This window comes from Novosphingobium olei, from assembly GCF_037076535.1.
GTDB lineage: Bacteria > Pseudomonadota > Alphaproteobacteria > Sphingomonadales > Sphingomonadaceae > Novosphingobium > Novosphingobium olei.
The window spans coordinates 407,162-425,482 of sequence record NZ_AP029021.1 but is presented as its reverse complement, the minus strand read 5'-3'; the positions used below and the strand labels follow the sequence as shown (position 1 = coordinate 425,482).

Annotated in this window: 19 protein-coding genes and 1 riboswitch; of the genes, 8 read left to right on the top strand and 11 right to left on the bottom strand. The window is 66.3% G+C overall.

Going from position 1 to position 18,321, the window contains the following annotated elements; all coding sequences use genetic code 11:
- Positions 1-86 precede the first annotated feature (86 nt).
- Entirely contained in the window at positions 87-755 is a 669-nt protein-coding gene (locus AACH40_RS02080) for a hypothetical protein (RefSeq protein ID WP_338643990.1), read from the top strand.
- Positions 756-773: 18 nt separating this feature from the next.
- On the opposite strand, the gene pheT is transcribed toward AACH40_RS02080, so the two are convergent.
- The 6 genes from pheT to AACH40_RS02050 form a co-directional block, all read right to left on the bottom strand.
- Complete coding sequence (gene pheT / locus AACH40_RS02075; protein ID WP_338643989.1) at positions 774-3,176, bottom strand: phenylalanine--tRNA ligase subunit beta; 2,403 nt, start codon at positions 3,174-3,176, stop codon at positions 774-776.
- The gene (gene pheS / locus AACH40_RS02070; protein WP_169494486.1) at positions 3,173-4,261 is read right to left on the bottom strand and encodes a phenylalanine--tRNA ligase subunit alpha; all 1,089 of its coding nucleotides are present in this window, start codon (positions 4,259-4,261) and stop codon (positions 3,173-3,175) included. Before pheS ends, pheT begins: the two co-directional genes overlap by 4 nt.
- 58 nt (positions 4,262-4,319) lie before the next feature.
- Positions 4,320-5,216, bottom strand: a complete 897-nt coding sequence (locus AACH40_RS02065) for a helix-turn-helix domain-containing protein (protein ID WP_338643988.1) — start codon at positions 5,214-5,216, stop codon at positions 4,320-4,322.
- A 164-nt stretch (positions 5,217-5,380) separates the two neighbouring features.
- Positions 5,381-5,740: a 50S ribosomal protein L20 gene (rplT, locus tag AACH40_RS02060; RefSeq protein WP_169494485.1), complete on the bottom strand. Its 360-nt coding sequence runs from the start codon at positions 5,738-5,740 to the stop codon at positions 5,381-5,383.
- Between the two features lie 13 nt (positions 5,741-5,753).
- Positions 5,754-5,957: a 50S ribosomal protein L35 gene (rpmI, locus tag AACH40_RS02055; RefSeq protein ID WP_124810521.1), complete on the bottom strand. Its 204-nt coding sequence runs from the start codon at positions 5,955-5,957 to the stop codon at positions 5,754-5,756.
- Positions 5,958-6,094: 137 nt separating this feature from the next.
- Positions 6,095-7,003, bottom strand: coding sequence for a homoserine O-succinyltransferase (locus tag AACH40_RS02050; RefSeq protein WP_338643987.1), 909 nt, complete (start codon positions 7,001-7,003; stop codon positions 6,095-6,097).
- Positions 7,004-7,066: 63 nt separating this feature from the next.
- A riboswitch (SAM-I-IV-variant riboswitch) is annotated at positions 7,067-7,179 on the bottom strand.
- 146 nt (positions 7,180-7,325) lie between these two features.
- On the opposite strand from AACH40_RS02050, the gene AACH40_RS02045 reads away from it, so the two are divergent.
- The 3 genes from AACH40_RS02045 to AACH40_RS02035 all read left to right on the top strand — a co-directional run bounded on the left by AACH40_RS02045 (position 7,326) and on the right by AACH40_RS02035 (position 10,058).
- A complete protein-coding gene (locus tag AACH40_RS02045) occupies positions 7,326-7,502 on the top strand; it encodes a (2Fe-2S)-binding protein (RefSeq protein WP_169494483.1) in 177 nt (58 codons plus the stop codon).
- Between the two features lie 95 nt (positions 7,503-7,597).
- Positions 7,598-8,077, top strand: a complete 480-nt coding sequence (gene bfr, locus AACH40_RS02040) for a bacterioferritin (protein WP_169494482.1) — start codon at positions 7,598-7,600, stop codon at positions 8,075-8,077.
- Between the two features lie 103 nt (positions 8,078-8,180).
- Complete coding sequence (locus tag AACH40_RS02035) at positions 8,181-10,058, top strand: methyl-accepting chemotaxis protein (RefSeq protein ID WP_169494481.1); 1,878 nt, start codon at positions 8,181-8,183, stop codon at positions 10,056-10,058.
- Between the two features lie 11 nt (positions 10,059-10,069).
- Here the strand turns inward: AACH40_RS02035 and AACH40_RS02030 are convergent, their stop codons facing one another.
- From AACH40_RS02030 to AACH40_RS02015, 4 genes are all read right to left on the bottom strand, one after another.
- Complete coding sequence (locus tag AACH40_RS02030) at positions 10,070-11,359, bottom strand: amidohydrolase family protein (protein WP_422394872.1); 1,290 nt, start codon at positions 11,357-11,359, stop codon at positions 10,070-10,072.
- A gap of 67 nt (positions 11,360-11,426) precedes the next feature.
- Complete coding sequence (locus AACH40_RS02025; RefSeq protein ID WP_338643986.1) at positions 11,427-12,125, bottom strand: SDR family oxidoreductase; 699 nt, start codon at positions 12,123-12,125, stop codon at positions 11,427-11,429.
- An 88-nt stretch (positions 12,126-12,213) separates the two neighbouring features.
- Positions 12,214-12,675 carry a gamma-glutamylcyclotransferase family protein gene (locus AACH40_RS02020; RefSeq protein ID WP_338646230.1) on the bottom strand — a complete coding sequence of 154 codons (462 nt, stop codon included), beginning with the start codon at positions 12,673-12,675 and terminating at the stop codon, positions 12,214-12,216.
- Positions 12,676-12,680: 5 nt separating this feature from the next.
- Positions 12,681-13,460, bottom strand: coding sequence for an inositol monophosphatase family protein (locus AACH40_RS02015; RefSeq protein ID WP_338643985.1), 780 nt, complete (start codon positions 13,458-13,460; stop codon positions 12,681-12,683).
- 196 nt (positions 13,461-13,656) lie between these two features.
- Here AACH40_RS02015 and AACH40_RS02010 point away from each other — a divergent pair, with 196 nt between their 5' ends.
- Positions 13,657-14,601, top strand: coding sequence for a helix-turn-helix domain-containing protein (locus tag AACH40_RS02010; protein ID WP_169494477.1), 945 nt, complete (start codon positions 13,657-13,659; stop codon positions 14,599-14,601).
- Positions 14,602-14,844: 243 nt separating this feature from the next.
- Here the strand turns inward: AACH40_RS02010 and AACH40_RS02005 are convergent, their stop codons facing one another.
- Entirely contained in the window at positions 14,845-15,780 is a 936-nt protein-coding gene (locus AACH40_RS02005) for a ribose-phosphate pyrophosphokinase (protein ID WP_169494476.1), read from the bottom strand.
- A gap of 131 nt (positions 15,781-15,911) precedes the next feature.
- On the opposite strand from AACH40_RS02005, the gene AACH40_RS02000 reads away from it, so the two are divergent.
- Genes AACH40_RS02000 through AACH40_RS01990 form a run of 3 tightly spaced genes read left to right on the top strand, consistent with a single transcriptional unit; the run spans position 15,912 to position 18,293 of the window.
- On the top strand, positions 15,912-17,579 hold the full coding sequence (locus AACH40_RS02000; RefSeq protein WP_338643984.1) for an NAD+ synthase: 1,668 nt from the start codon (positions 15,912-15,914) through the stop codon (positions 17,577-17,579).
- A 7-nt stretch (positions 17,580-17,586) separates the two neighbouring features.
- Positions 17,587-17,805, top strand: a complete 219-nt coding sequence (locus tag AACH40_RS01995) for a hypothetical protein (protein WP_338643983.1) — start codon at positions 17,587-17,589, stop codon at positions 17,803-17,805.
- Positions 17,806-17,858: 53 nt separating this feature from the next.
- Positions 17,859-18,293, top strand: coding sequence for a hypothetical protein (locus AACH40_RS01990; protein ID WP_338643982.1), 435 nt, complete (start codon positions 17,859-17,861; stop codon positions 18,291-18,293).
- Positions 18,294-18,321: the final 28 nt, after the last annotated feature.

The following is an 18,321-nucleotide window of genomic DNA, read 5'->3' as shown; positions in this document are numbered from 1 at the left end:
TCAACCGGGGGGACCGAGCCGATGCGTGGCGATACCGACTTGCCCGCCCTTCTGCGTGTTGCATCGCAACAGCGCGGAGGGCAACCATGATGATGGCGCGAAAACTGGCACTGCTCGCGGTTGCAACTCTGGCGCTCGCCGGATGCAGCAAGGGCACGCACTACCCCGTCACGCCCGCGCAGGCGCACCAGATGCTGGTCAAGCGCGATCTGCCGCTGATGATGTTCGGCGCCGAGGCCACCGGTACACGGCTGGTGGCGGCGTCCAACAGCCAGGTTGTCTGGGCGGTGACCGATGCGAACGACACCGAGATGCTGCGCCTTGCCGCCAACATCGCCCCCGAAGCCGACGGCAGCCGCATCAGCACCGAAGTCCTGCCACCTGCCGGGCGTCGCCACGACAAGGTCGAACAGGGCCTCGCCGAAAACGAGGCTATTGCCGATCTCTATCGCGCAGTCGGCGAAGAGCAGGTCGCATCGACGATGGCCGACCGCACGTTCCGATATGACGCGATCAACAGCGCGATGATCAAGGCGGCCTTCGCCACCCTGCCCAAGCTGCAGCAGCAGGCGATGGAACAGGCGTCCGAAGCGCAGCGGGCGTGGCGCGAGGCGGAGACGAACGCCCGCTCCGGCTATGCCTCGGGCGATGACTGGAACGCGCGCCGCCGCGAACGGGCCGGCGAACCCGATCCGACCTTCGGCAAGCCGATGGACGACCACGGCAGCAGCACCAGCGACGACGAGGACTACTGAAGCCCTCGTCGCACAGGCTCATCCGCGCAGGGTGGCACCCTGCTTGGCCGCCGCTGCGACGATCCTGTCGGCAATCGCCTTCAGCGCGGCTTCGTCGTAGCTCTTTTCGACCGGCTGCAGCGTAACTTCCACGGCCACGCTCTTGTGGCCCTCGGGCACGCCAGCGCCCCGGAAATCGTCGAACACGCGCGCGGCCACGATGTTCGCCTTGTCCGCTCCGCGCACGCTGCGCAGCAGATCGCCCGCCGGCACGCCCAGCGCCAGCAGGAAGGCAAAGTCGCGCGTCACCGCCTGCAGCGCGGGTGGCGTGAAGGGCGCGCGGGCAAAGCCGCTCTGTGCCTTCTTCGCCGGGATGCGATCGAGGAACAGTTCGACCAGAGCCACCGGCCCGTCGATGTCGAAGGCCTTGGCCGTGCTGGGGTGGATCATGCCGAAGCGCGCCAGCACCTGCTTGGGGCCAAGCCGCAGGGTGGCCGACTGGCCGGGATGGAACTGCGGCCCCGCCTCACCCATGACCTGCAGGTTTTCGACCGGCGCGCCCGCCTCGCCGAGCAGGGCCAGCGCCTCGGCCTTGGCATCGAACGCATCGAACGCCTTGGCCTTGCCGGTTGCCCAACCGCGCGGTGTACGCTCACCAGCGAGCACGACGGCAAGGCTCAACTTTTCGTCGCTCGCCCCGCCTTCACCGCGCAGGTAGCGGCGGCCGACCTCGAACACACGCACCGAGGTGGCGCCGCGATCGAGGTTGCGCTTGGCCGCACCGAGCAGGCCCGGCAGCAGCGACGGACGCATGGCCTTCAGGTCTTCCGAGATCGGATTGGCGAGCGTCCACACGCCCCCGTTTCCATCGGCGAAGTGTGCGGCCTCGCTCTCGGGCAGGAACGACCAGGTCACGGCTTCATTCAGCCCCCGCGCTGCCGCTGCCCGGCGCACGCGCCGCTCCAGCGTCTGCACCGGCGTCGCGGTCGGCTTGGCGACGCCATCCGCGCGCGGCAAGGCAACGGACGGCACGGCATCAAGGCCATGGACGCGGATCACTTCCTCGACGATGTCGGGCGCGCCGTCGACGTCCGGACGCCAGCTCGGCACCGACACGGCCCAGTGATCACCCGTATCGATCACGCCGAAGCCCAGCGCTGCCAGGATGTCCTGCTGCCGCCCGCCCGGCACGTCGACGCCGCCGAGCTTGCCGACAAGCGCCGGATCATAGGCGACGGTCTTCTGGCCCGAAGGCGGCGTGCCCGCGCGCACCACTTCGCTGGCTTCGCCGCCGCAGATCTCCACGATCAGCTGCGTCAGCAGGTCGAGCCCGGTATCGAGAAACCCCGGATCGACGCCACGCTCGAAGCGGGTGCGTGCATCCGAGGACAGCGCGAGCGCCTGTCCGGTGCGGGCGATGCGCTGCGGATTGAAGTAGGCCACCTCCAGCAGCACGTCGGTCGTCGCGTCGCTGCAGCCCGAATGCTCGCCGCCCATGATCCCGGCGATGTCGTGCACGCCGGCATCGTCGGCGATCACGGTCATGCCGGCATCGAGGATGTAGTGCTTGCCGTTGAGCGCGGTCACGCCTTCGCCGTCCACCGCGCGGCGTGCCACGACCGCGCCGGTCAGCTTGGCCAGGTCATAGGCATGGGCCGGGCGGCCATAGCCCAGCATGACGTAGTTGGTCGCATCGACCAGCGCCGAAATCGGCCGCTGGCCCGCGCCCTTCAGCGCATCCTGCAGCCACTTCGGGGAGGGACCGTTCTTCACGCCACGGATCACGCGGCCATAGAAGGCAGGGCAGCCCTCGGGGTCGTCGGTGCGGATCTCCACCGGGCAGGGATAGCTGCCGGCCACGCCGCCTGTCGCGATCGGCTTCAGCGTGCCGAGGCCTGCCGCCGCCAGATCGCGGGCAATGCCGTAAACGCCCATGCAGTCGGGGCGGTTGGGCGTGATCGCCACGTCGAACACCGGATCGCTGCCGAGGTAGTCGGCAAAGCTCGTGCCCACCGGCGCATCGGCAGGCAGCTCGATGATGCCGTCGTGTTCCTCGCCCAGCCCCAGTTCGCGGGTCGAGCACATCATGCCGTTGGATTCGACCCCGCGCACGGCGGCGACCTTCAACGTCATGCCGTTGGCGGGCACCACCGCGCCGGGGACGCCGAGAACGCCGACAAGGCCTGCGCGGGCGTTGGGCGCACCGCACACCACCTGCAACGGCGCGCCTTCCCCGGTATCGACGGTCAGCACCTGCAGCTTGTCCGCCTGCGGATGCTTCTCCGCGGTCAGCACGCGCGCCACCTTGAACTTGGCGAGCGCGGCCGAGGCATCCTCTACGCCCTCGATCTCAAGTCCGAGCGCGGTCAGCTTCTTGGCGATGGTATCGGCGTCGGCTTCCGTGTCGAGGAAGGTCTTGAGCCACGAAAGTGCGAACTTCACGGCCTAACTCCCACGCCGCCCGAAAGGGTGGGCACATCCAGCGCCCCGAAACCATAGTGCGACAGCCAGCGCGCATCGCCATCGAAGAAGGCGCGCAAGTCGTCCATGCCGTATTTCAGCATGGCAAGGCGATCGACGCCGGTGCCGAAGGCAAAGCCCTGCCATTCGTCGGGATCGAGTCCGCCGAATTCGATCACCTTGCGGTTGACCATGCCGCTGCCGAGCACTTCCATCCAGCCGCCGTTCTCCACGTCGCCGCCACCGCCAACCACGCGCTTGCCGTTGATCACCGTGTAGCCGACGTCGACCTCGACCGAAGGCTCGGTGAAAGGGAAGTAACTGGGACGCAGACGCAGCACGATGTCGTCGCGTTCGAAGAACGCCTTGAGGAAGGTCTCCAGCGTCCACTTGAGGTGGCCGAGGTGAATGCCCTTGTCGATCACCAGCCCTTCGATCTGGTGGAACATCGGCGTGTGCGTCGCATCCGAATCAGAGCGATAGACGCGGCCCGGCGCAATGATGCGGATCGGCGCGCCTTGCGCGATCATCGAGCGGATCTGAACCGGGCTGGTGTGCGTGCGCAGCAGCATCGACCGGCCCTTGGCGTCGGTATCGGGGAAGTAGAACGTATCGTGCATCGCGCGCGCCGGGTGCGTCTCGGGCATGTTGAGCGCGGTGAAGTTGTGCCAGTCGTCCTCGATCTCCGGCCCGCTCGCCACGGCAAAGCCCAGGTCGGCGAAGATTTCGGCCAGTTCTTCCATCACCTGGCTGACCGGGTGGATCGAACCCCGCGGCACCTCGGGCGCGGGCAGCGACAGATCGACCGTTTCGGCCACCAGCCGCGCTTCGAGCGCCGCGCTTTCCAGCGCCGCCTTGCGATCGGCCAGCGCCGCGGTCACGCCTTCGCGCGCGGCGTGGATGGCCGGCCCCTGCACCTGCCGCTCTTCCGGGCTCATCTGCCCCAGCGTCTTGAGCAGGGCGGAGACCCAGCCCTGCTTGCCGAGCGCGGCCACGCGGATCGCTTCCACCGCTTCGGGCGTGTCGGCCGCGGCGATCGCGGCGAGAGTCTGATCGAGCTGTTCCATAGTGGCTCGCGCGCTAGCGCCAAACCGCAGCGAATCCAACCCCGCTACCTGCCCGCCCCTACCTATCTGCCGGATGCTTGAGCAGCGGGTGGTGCAGCGCCTGCACCGCAGCACCCGCCGCCTCGAGCCGCGCGCGCATCACGCCCGACAGCACTGGGTGGGGCGCGGCGACATACTGGCTCGGGCTCATGCCCATGAAGCGGTGGAAGTCGCGCACGAACTGGGCCTGGTCGTGATAGTGCCCGTCGATCGCGCCGATCCATTTCAGGCTGGGGTCGAGCATGTATTGCGCCAGGCTGCGCATGAAGCGCTGGCGGCGCAGCAGCAGGCGCGGCGGAAACCCGAAGTGCCGCCGGCAAAGACGCTCCAGCGTGTGCGCCGGTAGCCGCGCCGCTTCGGCAAAGTCGGCCACGGTCGCAAGGTCGGGATCGAGCAGCGCGGCATGGCAGGCGACGATCCGCTCCTCGTCCGGCAGTTCGACCGGCAGGCGGGCGGCGAAGTGCGCGCCGATCCGTTCAAGTTCGCCCGCTTCGTCCGCCGTTTCCCCGAACAGGCCCTCGATCAGCGGACGAAAGGCGGCAAAGATCCGCTCTTTCCGCGGGTCCATCAGCCGATCGGCATAGACGTGCGCCGGGGCATCGACGAACCGCGCCCAGCCCAGCGGCAGGAAGCCGATCCCCCAGATCCGCGTGGTGCCGACGGAAAAGCGCACCGTGGTGCTGGTGGGTCCGGTAAAGGTCGCCTGCACCCCGCCCAGCGGTGCGCCGCCGCCGATGTCGCTATCGGGATAGCTCCCTTGGAACATGCGCAGGTTGGCCCATTCCGGATGGAGCCAGTCGAAGGCGCTGGCGCCTTCGGGCACGTCGATCTCGGTCAGGTAGAAGCTGGTGAAGTACGGTCGCAGCTCCGCTGGCGGCGGATGAAACCGAACCCGGACAACAATGCCCCCGGACACTTGTGCGATCCCCTGTCATGCCCTGTTGGCACACGGCATAGACCCAATCCGGTTTCAAAAGAAACACCGAGATGAGGATCGAGCGCCCGCCTCGCGCCGCGCATACGAAAAAGGGCGCCAACCCTTGCAGGTGGCGCCCCGATCCGGTTGGCTTCGACCAGCAATTACGCCGGAAGAGCAGCCTTCGCCTGCGCGATGACGGCGGTGAACACGCCACCTTCGTTCATCGCGAGGTCGGCCATCGCCTTGCGATCGAGTTCGATCCCGGCGAGCTTCACGCCGTGGATGAACTGCGAATAGGTCAGGCCTTCGGCGCGGACAGCGGCGTTGATGCGCTGGATCCACAGGGCGCGGAACGTGCGCTTCTTAACCTTGCGGTCGCGATAGGCGTACTGGCCGGCCTTTTCGACGGCCTGACGGGCGACGCGGATGGTATTCTTGCGACGGCCGCGATAGCCCTTCGCCTGATCCAGAATCCGCTTGTGCTTGGCACGGGTGGTAACACCACGCTTGATACGGCTCATAAGTCAGCGCTCCTCAGTTCAGCCCGTAGGGCGCCCACTTCTTGATTACCTTCGCATCGGCGTCGGAGATCACTTCAGTGCCGCGGTTCTGGCGGATGTACTTGGCGTTGTGGCTGATCAGGCGGTGGCGCTTGCCGGCAACGCCGTGCTTCACCTTGCCCGATGCGGTGATCTTGAAGCGCTTCTTCACACCGCTCTTGGTCTTGAGCTTGGGCATTTTCGTCTCCTTGACTGAAAGCGCGGCAGACCCGCCATGGCAGCCCTAGTTGGCCAGGCGAGTCCTCGAATCCGCGCTGCGGAAGCGGGGCCGTTAGGGGAAGCGGGCCAGAAAGGCAAGCGCTACCCGGCGCGCGCTCACCTCTTCCCGATATCTCCCAGCTCGAACGGCGTGGTCTGATACGTCTCGTTGATCCAGTTGCCGAACAGGATGTGGCCGTTTCCACGCCAGGTGTTGACCGGGTGCGCCTTGGGATCGTCGCTCGGGAAATAGTGCTGCGGCAGATAGCCACCCTCGTCGCGCGCGTATTCGCCCGCCAGCGTCAGCGTATCGTATTCCAGATGGTTGAACATGTGCAGGGCGTTGTGCGCCGGATCGTCGATCAGGCACAGCCCGGTCTCCTCGCTTTCTGCCAGGACCTGAAGCCCGCGCCCTTCGGGCAGGTCCTCCCGGCGCATCTCGCTCCAGCGTGAAACCGGCACGTCGAACACATCGGGAAGCCCGCGCATCCACGGACTGGCGGGCGCGCGATTGTGGTGGCGGAACACGCCCGAGGCCTTGCCGGACAGGTTGTGCTTTTCCACCCCGTGGAAGTGGTGCAGCGCCGCCATCGCGCCCCAGCACACCGACAGCGTGCGGTGGACGTTGTCCTGGCTCCAGTCGAAGATCCGCCGCAGCTCGTCCCAGTAGGTGACGTCCTCGAACGGCATCGTTTCAACCGGCGCGCCGGTCACGATCAGCCCGTCGAACTTTTCCCCCTTCACCTCGCACCACGGGCGATAGAATTCAGCCAGGTGCCCGGCCGACGTGTTCTTGCTCACGTGGTCGGAGATGCGCAGCAGCTCCAGCTCCACCTGCAGCGGCGTTGCCCCCAGCACCCGGGCGATCTGCGTTTCGGTGGTGATCTTGTCGGGCATCAGGTTCAGCAGCGCGATGCGGATCGGTCGGATATCCTGCCGCGCGGCCTCGGTCTCGCCCATCACGATCACGCCCTCGGCTTCGAGCGTGCGGCGGGCGGGCAGGCTATCGGCAATGCGGATCGGCACGGGCAACTTCCTCTGCAACGGCAGGGACGGACGCTGACGGGCGCGTCGCACGGAAATGCAGCCTGGGCTCCGCTTGGTTGCCGGACCGGCCACATCCCTCCGTGCGAGGAGGCGCCACCTTGCCCGGAGAAGGCAGGTTGGCGTCGGGGCGTCTTCCCCAACTCTTGATGCTGGCGGCGATGTAGCGCGCGACTGCCGCGATTGCAACCAAGCGCGCGTACCGACCGTCCGGGCAACTTCTCGCAAACCATTCGCAACAAGCCTTGCTAATGCGAACGCCTCTCATTACAAGGAGCAGGTCAGCTTCGGAGATTCGGGCCCGATGTTCATCTGCATCTGCAATGCGATTCGCGAAAAGGATCTGCGCGCCACCGCTCGCTGCCATGGCGGAGATGCAGAGGCGCTTTACGGCCGGCTCGGCTGCCAGCCGCAGTGCCGCCAGTGCCTTGACGATGCAGAGGACGTGATCGCCGACGAACGCGCCTGCGTGGCGGCTTAACCTTTTAACCCGGCGCAGCCTCGCTTGGCGCTTGCCCACACGGCCCGGTGCGGGCACCATTCCCGTCCTGCCAGCCATTTTCCGGGAGAAGCGCCATGAAGGGCGATGCCAAGGTCATCGAATATCTCAACAAGGCGCTGCTCAACGAGCTGACCGCGATCAACCAGTACTGGCTGCATTACCGCCTGCTCGACAACTGGGGCGTCAAGAAACTCGCCGAATTCGAACGCCACGAATCGATCGACGAGATGAAGCACGCCGACAAGCTGGCCGATCGGATCCTGTTCCTGGACGGCCTGCCCAATTTCCAGGCGCTCGGCCGGCTGCGCGTGGGCGAAAGCGTGGAAGAGATCCTGAAGGCCGACCTGGCGCTGGAAATGGACGCGATCCCTCTGCTCAGGGACGGCATCGCCCATTGCGAAAGCGTGCGCGACTACGTGACCCGCGATCTGCTGCAGGACATCCTCGAAAGCGAGGAAGATCACGTCGACACGCTCGAAAAGCAGTTCGACATGATCGCTCGCATGGGAATCGAAAACTACATCCAGCTGAACAGCAAGCCGGCCGAAGACTGACGCAATCGCCGCGCGGCCACTGTATTTTTCCCGATGGCGCGCCGTCCGGAGTCCTAACCCGGCATCGTTAGCCGCATCGTGTTCAACGACGCGGACCGTAGCGATGACCGACCTGCCCATTTCCCGCAAGCTGATGCTGGCTATCAGCGCCTTTATCGCAACCCTTCTGATCATTGGCGCGACCGGCTTCTTTGCGGTCGGCTATCTTTCCAGTATCACGCAGGACCTTGGCGTAGCGCGGCGCGAAAAGCTGGAGGCCGCAGCTGACATCAACACAGCAGTCTCTGACATGCGCGGCGCCGAAGCCGGGCATATCCTGTCTGTCACGCCGGACGAAATCAACGCTGCGGCCGCGAAGATTCGCGCGTTGCGCTCGATCATCGACGCCAAGGTCGACTGGCTGAGACCGCGCTTGAACAAGCCGCAGACGAAGGCTGCGCTCGAAGCGTTCATCCCCTTGCGCGATGCCTACTATGTCAAATCGGATGCCCGCATCGCGCTCTCCGCACAGAACCGCAACCAAGAAGCTTTCGACAGCTTCAAAGCCTCTGAAGCCGATTTCAATCGGCTAAACGATGCCGCAGCAAGCATGCAGAACACGCAGGCCAAGCTGATGTCCGACTTGGCAGCCGACGCGGCGTCCGCGGCATGGACCGTGCGATTGATCGTGGTCGGTGTCACGGTCATCGCTTTCGGCGTGGCCGGCGTGCTGTTGGTCCTCCTGACGCGCCAGATCGCAAATCCGCTGGTTGAAGTGACCGAAACGATCTCGCTGCTCGCCGAAGGGCGCACCGACGTGATTGCCCGCGCCACCAACCGGCGCGATGAAGTGGGCGATCTTTCGCGCGCGACGCTCGCCCTGCGAGACCTGCTCGTTGCGGCCGAGCGTGCCAAGGACGACCAGGCCCAGCTCATCGTCCGCAGTATCGGCGCAGCCCTGTCCGAACTGTCGCGCGGTAATCTTTCCCACCGCATCGAGGCCGAGTTGCCCGGCGTGTTCGCCTCGCTAAAGGCCGATTACAATGGCGCGGTCACGACCATGTCGCAGACGATGGCCGAAATCGCCACGGTCTCGCACGGTGTCGACCGCGGCGCGGGCGAGATCCGCCACGCATCCCAGGACCTGTCATCTCGCACCGAGGAACAGGCCGCCAGCCTTGAGGAATCGGCTGCCGCGCTTGCCGAGGTAACGCGCACCGTGTCCGACAGCGCCAATGCCGCGCGCGAAGCCAACCAGGCCGTCAGCGGCGCAACCGGCGAAGCAACCGCGTCAGAGGACGTGGTGCGTCGCGCCATCGCCGCGATGGACGCGATCGAAGGCACCAGCCGCGAAATCGAACAGATCATCGGCCTGATCGACGGCATTGCGTTCCAGACCAACCTGCTCGCGCTCAACGCCGGCGTCGAAGCCGCGCGCGCAGGCGAAGCGGGCAAGGGCTTTGCCGTCGTCGCCACCGAAGTGCGCGCGCTTGCCCAGCGATCGGCGGAAGCGGCGAGCGAGATCAAGACCCGCATCAGCCAGGCCTCGCGCGAAGTGGCCAACGGCGTCTCGCTGGTCTCCGAAACGGGCAGCGCGCTCGCCCGCATTGTCGAACAGATCCACCGCGTCAGCGGCTTGATGACCCGCATCGCCGAAGCTTCGGAAACGCAGTCGGCCGGCCTGATCCAGGTCAACGCCGCAATCAACGAGATGGGCAAGATGACCCACCAGAACGCGGCGATGAGCGAGGAATCGACTGCCGCCGCGCGCAGCCTGGCTACCCAGTCAGCCGAACTGCTCGACAAGGTCGCGCGCTTCCACCTTGGCCAGCAAGGCGCGAACCTTGCCGCCTTCCCCGGCCCGACCACATCGGCCAAGGCTATGCCGGCCCCCGCCTACGAGCCGACGCCGGTGCGCGTGGCCGAGGCTGCCCCCCTGCGCGTTGCCAACGGCGGCTTCGCCCCGGCCGCATCCGGCGCGGACGACTGGTCGGAGTTCTAGGGCCGCAGCCTTCAGCGCGGCGGGGCGGCCTTGGCCACCTCGCCGCCCTTCATCACGAAGCTTACTTTCTCCAGCGCCCGCACATCGGCCAGCGGATCGCCGTCGACCGCGATCAGGTCGCCGTAGCGGCCTGCCTCGATCGCGCCGACATCGCCCGTCTTGTCGAGGAACTTCGCGGCCGTGAGCGTCGCTGCGCGGATCGCCTCGATCGGGGTCATCCCCCATTCGACCATCTTGGCGAACTGCAGCGCGTTGTTGCCGTTGGGATAGACGCCGCCATCGGTGCCGAACAGCAGCGTCACGCCCGCGGCATGGGCGGCGCGGAACGTCTCACGCTGCTTGCGCCCGATCATCCGCTCCTTTTCCAGGCTCTCGGCAAAGACGCCATTCTTCTCGCCTTCGGCCAGGATGTAGTCGTCGTTGTAGATATCCATGTCGAGCGCCGCGCCCTTTTCCTTGGCCAGGCGGAAGCTTTCCGCATCGGCGAGGCTGGCATGCTCGATCGTGTCGACGCCTGCTCGCAGCGCCGCATTGATGCCGGCCGTGCCGTGCGCGTGCGCCGCCACGCGCATGCCCAGCATGTGCGCTTCGTCCACCACCGCCTTCAGCTCGGCATCGTTCATCTGCTGCGCCCCGACCGAATCGGTCTTCGAAAACACGCCACCCGTCGCGCAGACCTTGATCACTTCGGCACCGTACTTGCGCACCTTGCGCACCAGCGCACGGAACGCATCGGGAGAATCGGCCACGCCCGGGGCATCGGCGTGGATCGAGGGCGGAAACTCGGTCGAATCGCAGTGCCCGCCAGTCGCGCCCAGCGCATAGGTCGCCGGTACGATGCGCGGGCCGGTGATGTACCCTTCGGCAATCGCCTGCTTCAGCGCGACGTCATCGTAATTGCCGGCACCGACGTTGCGCACCGTGGTGAACCCGGCATCCAGCGTCTTCTTCGCGTTCGCCACGCCCACCACGGTCCAGAACGCATCCGTGTATTCCAGCCCGCGATAGCCGGAATAACGCGGATCGCCGGTCAGGTGGACGTGCATGTCGATCAGGCCCGGCAGCAGCGTGCGCCCGCCAAGGTCGATCACCTCGGCGCCCTGCGGCACGGCATCGCCACGCTTCCCGACGGCAGTGATGCGGCCATCGGTAACGACGACCTGCGCATCGTCGACGCGCTTGCCCGCCACGACGTCGATCATGTGGCCCGCGCGCACCACCACCGTTCGCGCCTGCGCCCCCATCGCCGTGCCCGCGAGCAGCAGCGCAGCAACCGACGCCATCATCACCTTGTTCTTCATGGCAAACCCCTGTTGTACCCTTGTCCAACAGGTTGCACGCGCAACCGCCCGCCTGCAAGCGCGGACGTTACTGCGCGTAGATCATCTTGCGCGTCATGCCCCCGTCAACGACGATCTGCTGCCCGGTGACGAAGCCGGCATCGGCCAGCCAGGCGATCGTTTCGGCGATGTCGCGCACCTCGCCGACGCGGCCGACCGGGTGCTGCGCCTTGTCCTGCTCGCTTTGCGCGGGCTCGCGACGGCGGTCGCCGCTCTGCCATGGCCCGGTCTCGATCCAGCCCGGCAACACCGCGTTTACCCGCAGTTCCGGCCCAAGGCTGACCGCCATCGCGTGGGTGAGCGAACACAGGCCGCCCTTGGCCGCGGCATAGGCGAAGCTCTCTGGCTCCGACTGCAACGCCCTGGTGGAGGCGACGTGAACGATCGAGGCGCCGTCCCGCGCGCGGAGCAATCCCAGCGCCTCGCGGCTGCACAGGAATGCGGCGGTCAGGCTCGCATCGATCCAGCGCTGCCAGTCGGCCAGCGCCAGCTTGTCGAGCGGCCCGCAGTATGGATCGGCGATACCGGCATTGTTGACCAGGCAGTCAATCCCGTCGGTCCACGCAGCAATCCGGGCAAAGGCCCGCCGCACCTGCGATTCGCGGCCGACATCGCAAAGCACCGTCAGCGCATCGCTGCGCGGCAGCATCGCCGCAAGCTCGGCCAGCCCCTCGCCATCGAGGTCCAGCCCGACGACGCGCCAGCCCCGCGCGGCAAAATGAAGCATGGTCCCCCGCCCTATGCCGGAGGCGGCTCCGGTAACGACAATGACGCGGCGGGGATCGGAAGAAGCGCTCGAGCGGGTCATGGCCGCTTCAACGCCGAGCCCCCTTCCCGGTGCCCGAAGCGAAGCTTTTTGCCCCGCACCGCGCAACAAAGGCCGAAAAGTCACCCGACGGCACCCGCCTCAGGCCCGGATGCAGTGGCCGCGCATGGATATAGGCTTCGGCCAGGACGCGGCGCACGCCGATCCGTACGTTCACGCGCTTGCGGCGATATTCCGGCCAGCGCCGGTCCGCCTCCTCGTACCGGTCAAGCCGAGTCAGCATCCGCCGGTCGAAGCCTTGGCGCGGGCTGTAGAGCCAGCCTTGCACCCACCCGCCCTGGCGACGCGGCGTGAGCACCGGATACCAGCCGGCGCCGTGGGCCACCACGTGCAGCTCGCCGCGCACCGCCCCGTGCCCGATCGGCTCCAGCAGCCGCATCGCCGCCGCGCTTGTCGGATTGTCGTGTTCGTGGGTCAGCGTGCCATAGAAGAAGAACACCCGCCCGCGCACGCCGGTCAATGCCCGCAGGCAAGCGCCTCGACCACGTCCTCCAGCCGCGCCGGATCGCCCAGCGCAAGGACATGGCCGTCAGATCCTGCGTGCAGCGGATCGCCGTTCCAGTCGGCCATCACCCCGCCCGCGCCTTCGACGATGGGCACCAGCGCTGCCCAGTCGTGCAGCTTGAGGTTGGCTTCGCAGACAAGGTCGATCTGCCCCGTCGCCAGCATCGCATAGTTGTAGCAGTCGCCACCCATCACCATGCGCTTGTGGTCGGTCTTGGCGGCCAGCGCCATGAAGTGCTCGCCCTGGTGATCGTCGAAATAGTGCGGCCCGGTCGTCGCCAGCGTGGCATCCGACAACTGGCGGCAGGCGCGGGCGCGCACTTCCTTGCCGTTGAGCGTGGTCGGGCGGCCCATAGCGCCCACCCAGCGTTCGCCGCTGATCGGCTGGTCGAGCACGCCGAGCACGGGAAAGCCTTCGACGACCAGCGCGATCAGCGTGCCGAACAGCGCGCGGCCGGCCAGGAACCCTGCGGTGCCGTCGATCGGGTCGAGTACCCAGCTGCGATTCGACTTGCCGGCGGTTGCACCGAATTCCTCGCCGATCACTGTGTCCTGCGCACGTTCGGCGGTCAGGATGCGGCGCATCGCTTCCTCGGCGGCACGGTCCGCCAGCGTCACCGGCGTTGCGTCTCCCTTGCGTTCTGCCGTTACGCTGCGGAAATATGGGCGAATTGCATCGCCGGCCGCGTCGGCGAGGCGCAGGGCGAGAGCGATATCGTCGTCGAGGTTCATGGCACCCGGCATGGACACAGCCTCCGGGGACGGTCAACCCCGCGCGATGCTTCGCAACGAAATACCTCCATTCTGGTGCTTGGAGGACAGGTCATTTCATGATTATGGGCAAAATTGTCATGGCGTGACGCAGGTCACGGGTCGCGACGGCCACGCTGGCTATCAAGTCGGCATGGTAACGAAAACGGGGAGCATCATGACCGAACAGGCTCAGCCTGCCTTCGACCGCACGCTGGCGCCGAGCGGGCACGCGACGCGTGATGGGCAACCGCTGTCCTATAACCGCGCGCCGACGCCGGATCTGGCGCCATGGATCGCGCGGCTGTACGTCACTGATGTGCATGCGCCGGAAGATTATCGGCTCGAATGCGGACTTTTCTGCGACACCGGTTTCCTGCGTGTCCAGCTTCGCGGCACGTGGACGGCCCAGACCCTGGACGGAACGCGCGAACTGGGTCGTTCGGCCCTGTTCTTCGGCCCCAACACCCGGCGCATGCCGATCGGAGTGACGGGCAGCTTCACCAGCGTCGGTGTCGCTTTCCGCCCGGGATGCCTGACCACGCTTGGCCTGGGTCAGATCGCCAGCCACCTCGACCGCTTGATCGAGATCGACCAACTGGGATTCTCGTCACAGCGGTGGCTGGACCTGGTCAGCGGCGTGTCGAACCCGGAAAAGATCGTCCTTGCCATGGAGCAGGAACTGCGCGCGGTGATCCTCAACCGCAAGCCGGCTGAGCCCGACCCGGTTTCCACCCGGTTCGAAGCAGCCGCCTTCGACGATCCGACCGCCACTGTCGCGGCGCTCGCTGCCGACATGGGCGTCGACCAGCGGCGGCTGGAACGGATCGTCCGGCGCGATTTCGGCATTCCGCCCAAGCAGGTCCTTCGCCGGGCCCGCGCGCTCGACATGGCGAGCCATCTTCGCGGCGTGGCCGACCAGGCCGAAGCCGATTCCTTGGTCCTGCGCTATTACGATCAGAGCCACCTGATCCGCGATTTCTCCGCGCTGTTCGGGATGAGCCCGCGCCAGTTCATGGCGCGCCCCCAGCCGCTGATGACGCTCGCCCTCGAAACGCGTCAGGCGCGGCGGCTCGAAACGATTGAACGCATCGCGCCGGGCGGCATCCGCCCCTGGCAATAGAGCGCATAGGCGCTTTGTTGCATATGCAATGATAAGCTGATCGGCGGGTGGCTGTCCTACACTGCCCCTGCCGCGCTTTGCCCGCGGCATGTGCGAAAATAAATCCAGCGATCGCAGATGCTTGACGCACCACCTCACGCGGCGCACGCTTGCCTTGCAGCCGGTACCGGCGAAGTTGACATTTCCCCTTTGTAGTCTGTCAACTTTGTCAACTTGGGGGTCCGAGGTACCCCTGCAACAGCCTCAATCGAACAGGCTGGAGACCGAGCTTTCATCGGCAATACGGCGAATCGCCTCGCCGATCAGCGGGGCGATCGTCAGCACGCGGATGCGGTCACAATCGCGCGTTGCATCGGTGGCAAGGATGGTATCGGTGATCACCAGTTCCTTCAGCGCCGAATTGCCGACGCGCGAAACCGCCGCGCCCGAAAGCACGCCGTGGGTGATATAGGCGGCAACGCCCGCCGCACCCGCATCGAGCAGTGCCTGCGCGGCGTTGCACAGGGTGCCGCCCGAATCGATGATGTCGTCGATCAGGATGCACATCCGGCCCTTCACGTCGCCGATGATGTTCATCACTTCGGACTGGCCCGGCTTGTCGCGGCGCTTGTCGACGATCGCCAGCGGCGCGTTGTCGAGCCGCTTGGCCAGCGCGCGGGCGCGCACCACACCGCCGACGTCCGGCGAAACGACCATCAGGTCCTGGCCGCCGTACCGCGTCTGGATGTCCGCGGCCATGACCGGCGCTGCGAACAGGTTGTCGGTCGGGATGTCGAAGAAGCCCTGGATCTGCCCGGCGTGGAGATCGACCGCCAGCACGCGGTCGGCGCCCGCCGTGGTGATCAGGTTGGCAACCAGCTTGGCAGAGATCGGCGTGCGCGGGCCGGGCTTGCGGTCCTGACGGGCATAGCCGAAGTAGGGCACCACCGCCGTGATCCGCTTGGCCGAAGCGCGGCGCAGCGCATCGATGCAGATCAGCAGTTCCATCAGGTTGTCGTTGGCCGGATAGCTGGTCGACTGGATCACGAACACGTCCTCGCCGCGGACGTTCTCGTGGATCTCGACGAACACTTCCTCGTCGGCGAAGCGGCGCACCGCCGCGTCGGTCAGCGGGAGCTCGAGATAGGCCGCGACGGCGCGCGCGAGCGGCAGGTTGCCGTTGCCGGACATGATCTTCATGGGCTTCCCTCGAATCCTTGGCTGATCCCTATTCGCGCGCCCTTAGCCCATGATGACAGCTTTGCAACGATTCACGGCGGATTACCCGCAACTCTTGCGCCCGCCCGCCATTGCCCCCTAGGAACCGAGCCATGGCCGAAAAACTGACGATCACCCTTGCCCAGCTCAACCAGTCGGTGGGCGATCTTGCGGCGAACGCCGCCGCGATGCTCGCCGTGCGGGAAAAGGCGCGCCATGCCGACCTGATCGTGTTCCCGGAAATGCAGCTGATCGGCTACCCGCCCGAAGACCTGATCCAGAAGCCTGCCCTGATCCAGCGCGCGGCGGCCGAGCTTGAAAAGCTGGCCACGGTCACCGCAGATGGCGGCCCGGCGATGCTGGTGGGCAGCGTGTTCGTGCGCGACGGCGCGCTGCACAATGGCGTTGCCCTTCTGGAGGGCGGCAAGATCGCCGCAACGCGCTTCAAGTACGAACTGCCAAACTACGGCACGTTCGATGAAAAGCGCCATTTCCTGCCCGGCCCCCTGCCCGAACCCGTGCTGTTCAAGGGCGCGATGCTGGGCCTGCCGATATGCGAGGACATCTGGCACCCCGACGTGTGTCGCCACCTGGCCGAACTCGGCGCCGAGATCTTCATCTGCGTCAACGGCAGCCCGTACGAGATCGACAAGGACGTGCTGCGCATCGACGGCGTGGCCAAGCGCCGGGCGATCGATACCGGCATCCCGCTGATCTACCTCAACCGCGTGGGCGGACAGGACGAGATCGCGTTCGATGGCGCCAGCTTCGTCGTAGGGCCCGAAGGCGCCCTGTGGGTACAGATGCCCGACTGGGAAGAAGCGGTGGTAGACACCGTGTGGAACAAGGTTGCTGTCGGCAGCGGGCACCGCTGGCGGTGCGAAGCGGGCGAAGTCCACGAACTCGCCGAACATCCCGAAGACATCTACTGCGCGATGGTCACCGCCTTGCGCGATTACGTCAACCGCAACCGCTTCCCCGGCGTGGTGCTGGGTCTTTCGGGGGGGATCGATTCGGCGATCTGCGCGGCGATTGCGGTCGATGCGCTGGGGGCGGAGCGGGTGTGGTGCGTGATGATGCCCAGCCGTTACACCAGCCAGGAAAGCCTCGATGACGCGGCTGGCTGCGCGCAGATGCTGGGCGTGCGGCTGGATACCGTGCCGATCATGCCCGCCGTCGATGCCTTTGCCGACATGCTCGCCCCCGTGTTCGAAGGCCGCAAGCCCGACCTGACGGAGGAAAACCTGCAGTCGCGCATTCGGGGCACCACGCTGATGGCGCTGTCGAACAAGTTCGGGCCCATGCTGGTGACCACCGGCAACAAGAGCGAGATGAGCGTCGGCTACGCCACGATCTATGGCGACATGAACGGCGGCTACAACCCGCTGAAGGACGCCTACAAGACCACCGTCTTCGCGATTTCGAAGTGGCGCAACACGGCGCGCCCGAAGATCGGGTTGGGCCCCGATGGGCCGGTCATGCCCGAACGGATCATCACCAAGCCGCCGAGCGCGGAACTGCGTCCGGACCAGAAGGATTCGGACAGCCTGCCCGATTACCCCGTGCTCGATGCGATCCTGACCGGCCTCGTCGAACACGAAAAGAGCGTCGACCAGATCGTTGCCGAAGGCTTCGATCGGGCCACCGTGGCGCGGGTCGAACGCCTGCTCAATGTCGCCGAATACAAGCGCCGGCAGGCGCCGCCGGGGGTAAAGCTTGGCGTGCGGAACTTCGGTCGCGATCGTCGGTATCCAATTACGCATGGATTCAGAACGGCTTAACGGTGGAATGGACAGGGTATCGCGACTGAAAGGTGGGGGATATCTGACCTCGGTCGCGAGTGTGATCCTGCTCGCGATCCCGGCCTTCAAGTCCGCCATGGAAAGCGTGGGCATGACCATCAGCCTGATTGGCGGCATGCTGCTTTCGATCATCGGCATGGGCCTGCGCTGGCATTCGCACAAGACGGAGCAGCGCAGCAAGGTTGTTGCGAACGATTCTCATTGACAGGCTTAGGGTACGCTCTAACTTGCGAATCGTTCGCAAGAGGAGTCCGCTGCGTGAACGATCAGACCACCCCTGCTCCCTCCGCCACGATCGCCGCGCTGCGCCGGCCGCACGACATCCGCGGCCTTTCGCTGAACGCACTGCACCTGGTCATGGCGATGCGCCTTTGCGCCCTGTTCGAATGTGCCGGGCGTGATCCGGTGCCCGATCTGGCGCAGCGCTATCGCAGCGTCGAAGCGGCCTGCGCGGTGCACGGTCTGGTCCGCACGATCGTGCACACATGGCCCGAACCGTTCATGGTCAACCGACCCTGCTGCCTGACGATGACTCCGGACGAAGTGACGCTGGCGGGCATGACCCGCAGCGCCATCGCCGCCGATCGCGCGGGCTTTGCCGCCATGCTCGACGGGTTCGTGCGCACCGATCGGCACGAGGCCCTGCACGAAGCGACGCGGCACGCAGTGGCGAGCTTGTCCGCCGTCGCCTGACCCGTCCGGCAAGGCAGCGGTCGGGGGT

Coding starts and splice junctions, on each gene's coding strand:
- AACH40_RS02030 (WP_422394872.1), bottom strand. CDS start 11,359: ATGAAGAACAAGGTGATGATGGCGTCGGTTGCTGCGCTGCTGCTCGCG.
- rpmI (WP_124810521.1), bottom strand. CDS start 5,957: ATGCCCAAGCTCAAGACCAAGAGCGGTGTGAAGAAGCGCTTCAAGATC.
- AACH40_RS02010 (WP_169494477.1), top strand. CDS start 13,657: ATGACCGAACAGGCTCAGCCTGCCTTCGACCGCACGCTGGCGCCGAGC.
- AACH40_RS01995 (WP_338643983.1), top strand. CDS start 17,587: ATGGACAGGGTATCGCGACTGAAAGGTGGGGGATATCTGACCTCGGTC.
- AACH40_RS02025 (WP_338643986.1), bottom strand. CDS start 12,125: ATGCTTCATTTTGCCGCGCGGGGCTGGCGCGTCGTCGGGCTGGACCTC.
- AACH40_RS02005 (WP_169494476.1), bottom strand. CDS start 15,780: ATGAAGATCATGTCCGGCAACGGCAACCTGCCGCTCGCGCGCGCCGTC.
- AACH40_RS02045 (WP_169494483.1), top strand. CDS start 7,326: ATGTTCATCTGCATCTGCAATGCGATTCGCGAAAAGGATCTGCGCGCC.
- bfr (WP_169494482.1), top strand. CDS start 7,598: ATGAAGGGCGATGCCAAGGTCATCGAATATCTCAACAAGGCGCTGCTC.
- AACH40_RS02080 (WP_338643990.1), top strand. CDS start 87: ATGATGATGGCGCGAAAACTGGCACTGCTCGCGGTTGCAACTCTGGCG.
- AACH40_RS02015 (WP_338643985.1), bottom strand. CDS start 13,460: ATGAACCTCGACGACGATATCGCTCTCGCCCTGCGCCTCGCCGACGCG.
- AACH40_RS02035 (WP_169494481.1), top strand. CDS start 8,181: ATGACCGACCTGCCCATTTCCCGCAAGCTGATGCTGGCTATCAGCGCC.
- AACH40_RS02000 (WP_338643984.1), top strand. CDS start 15,912: ATGGCCGAAAAACTGACGATCACCCTTGCCCAGCTCAACCAGTCGGTG.
- pheS (WP_169494486.1), bottom strand. CDS start 4,261: ATGGAACAGCTCGATCAGACTCTCGCCGCGATCGCCGCGGCCGACACG.
- rplT (WP_169494485.1), bottom strand. CDS start 5,740: ATGAGCCGTATCAAGCGTGGTGTTACCACCCGTGCCAAGCACAAGCGG.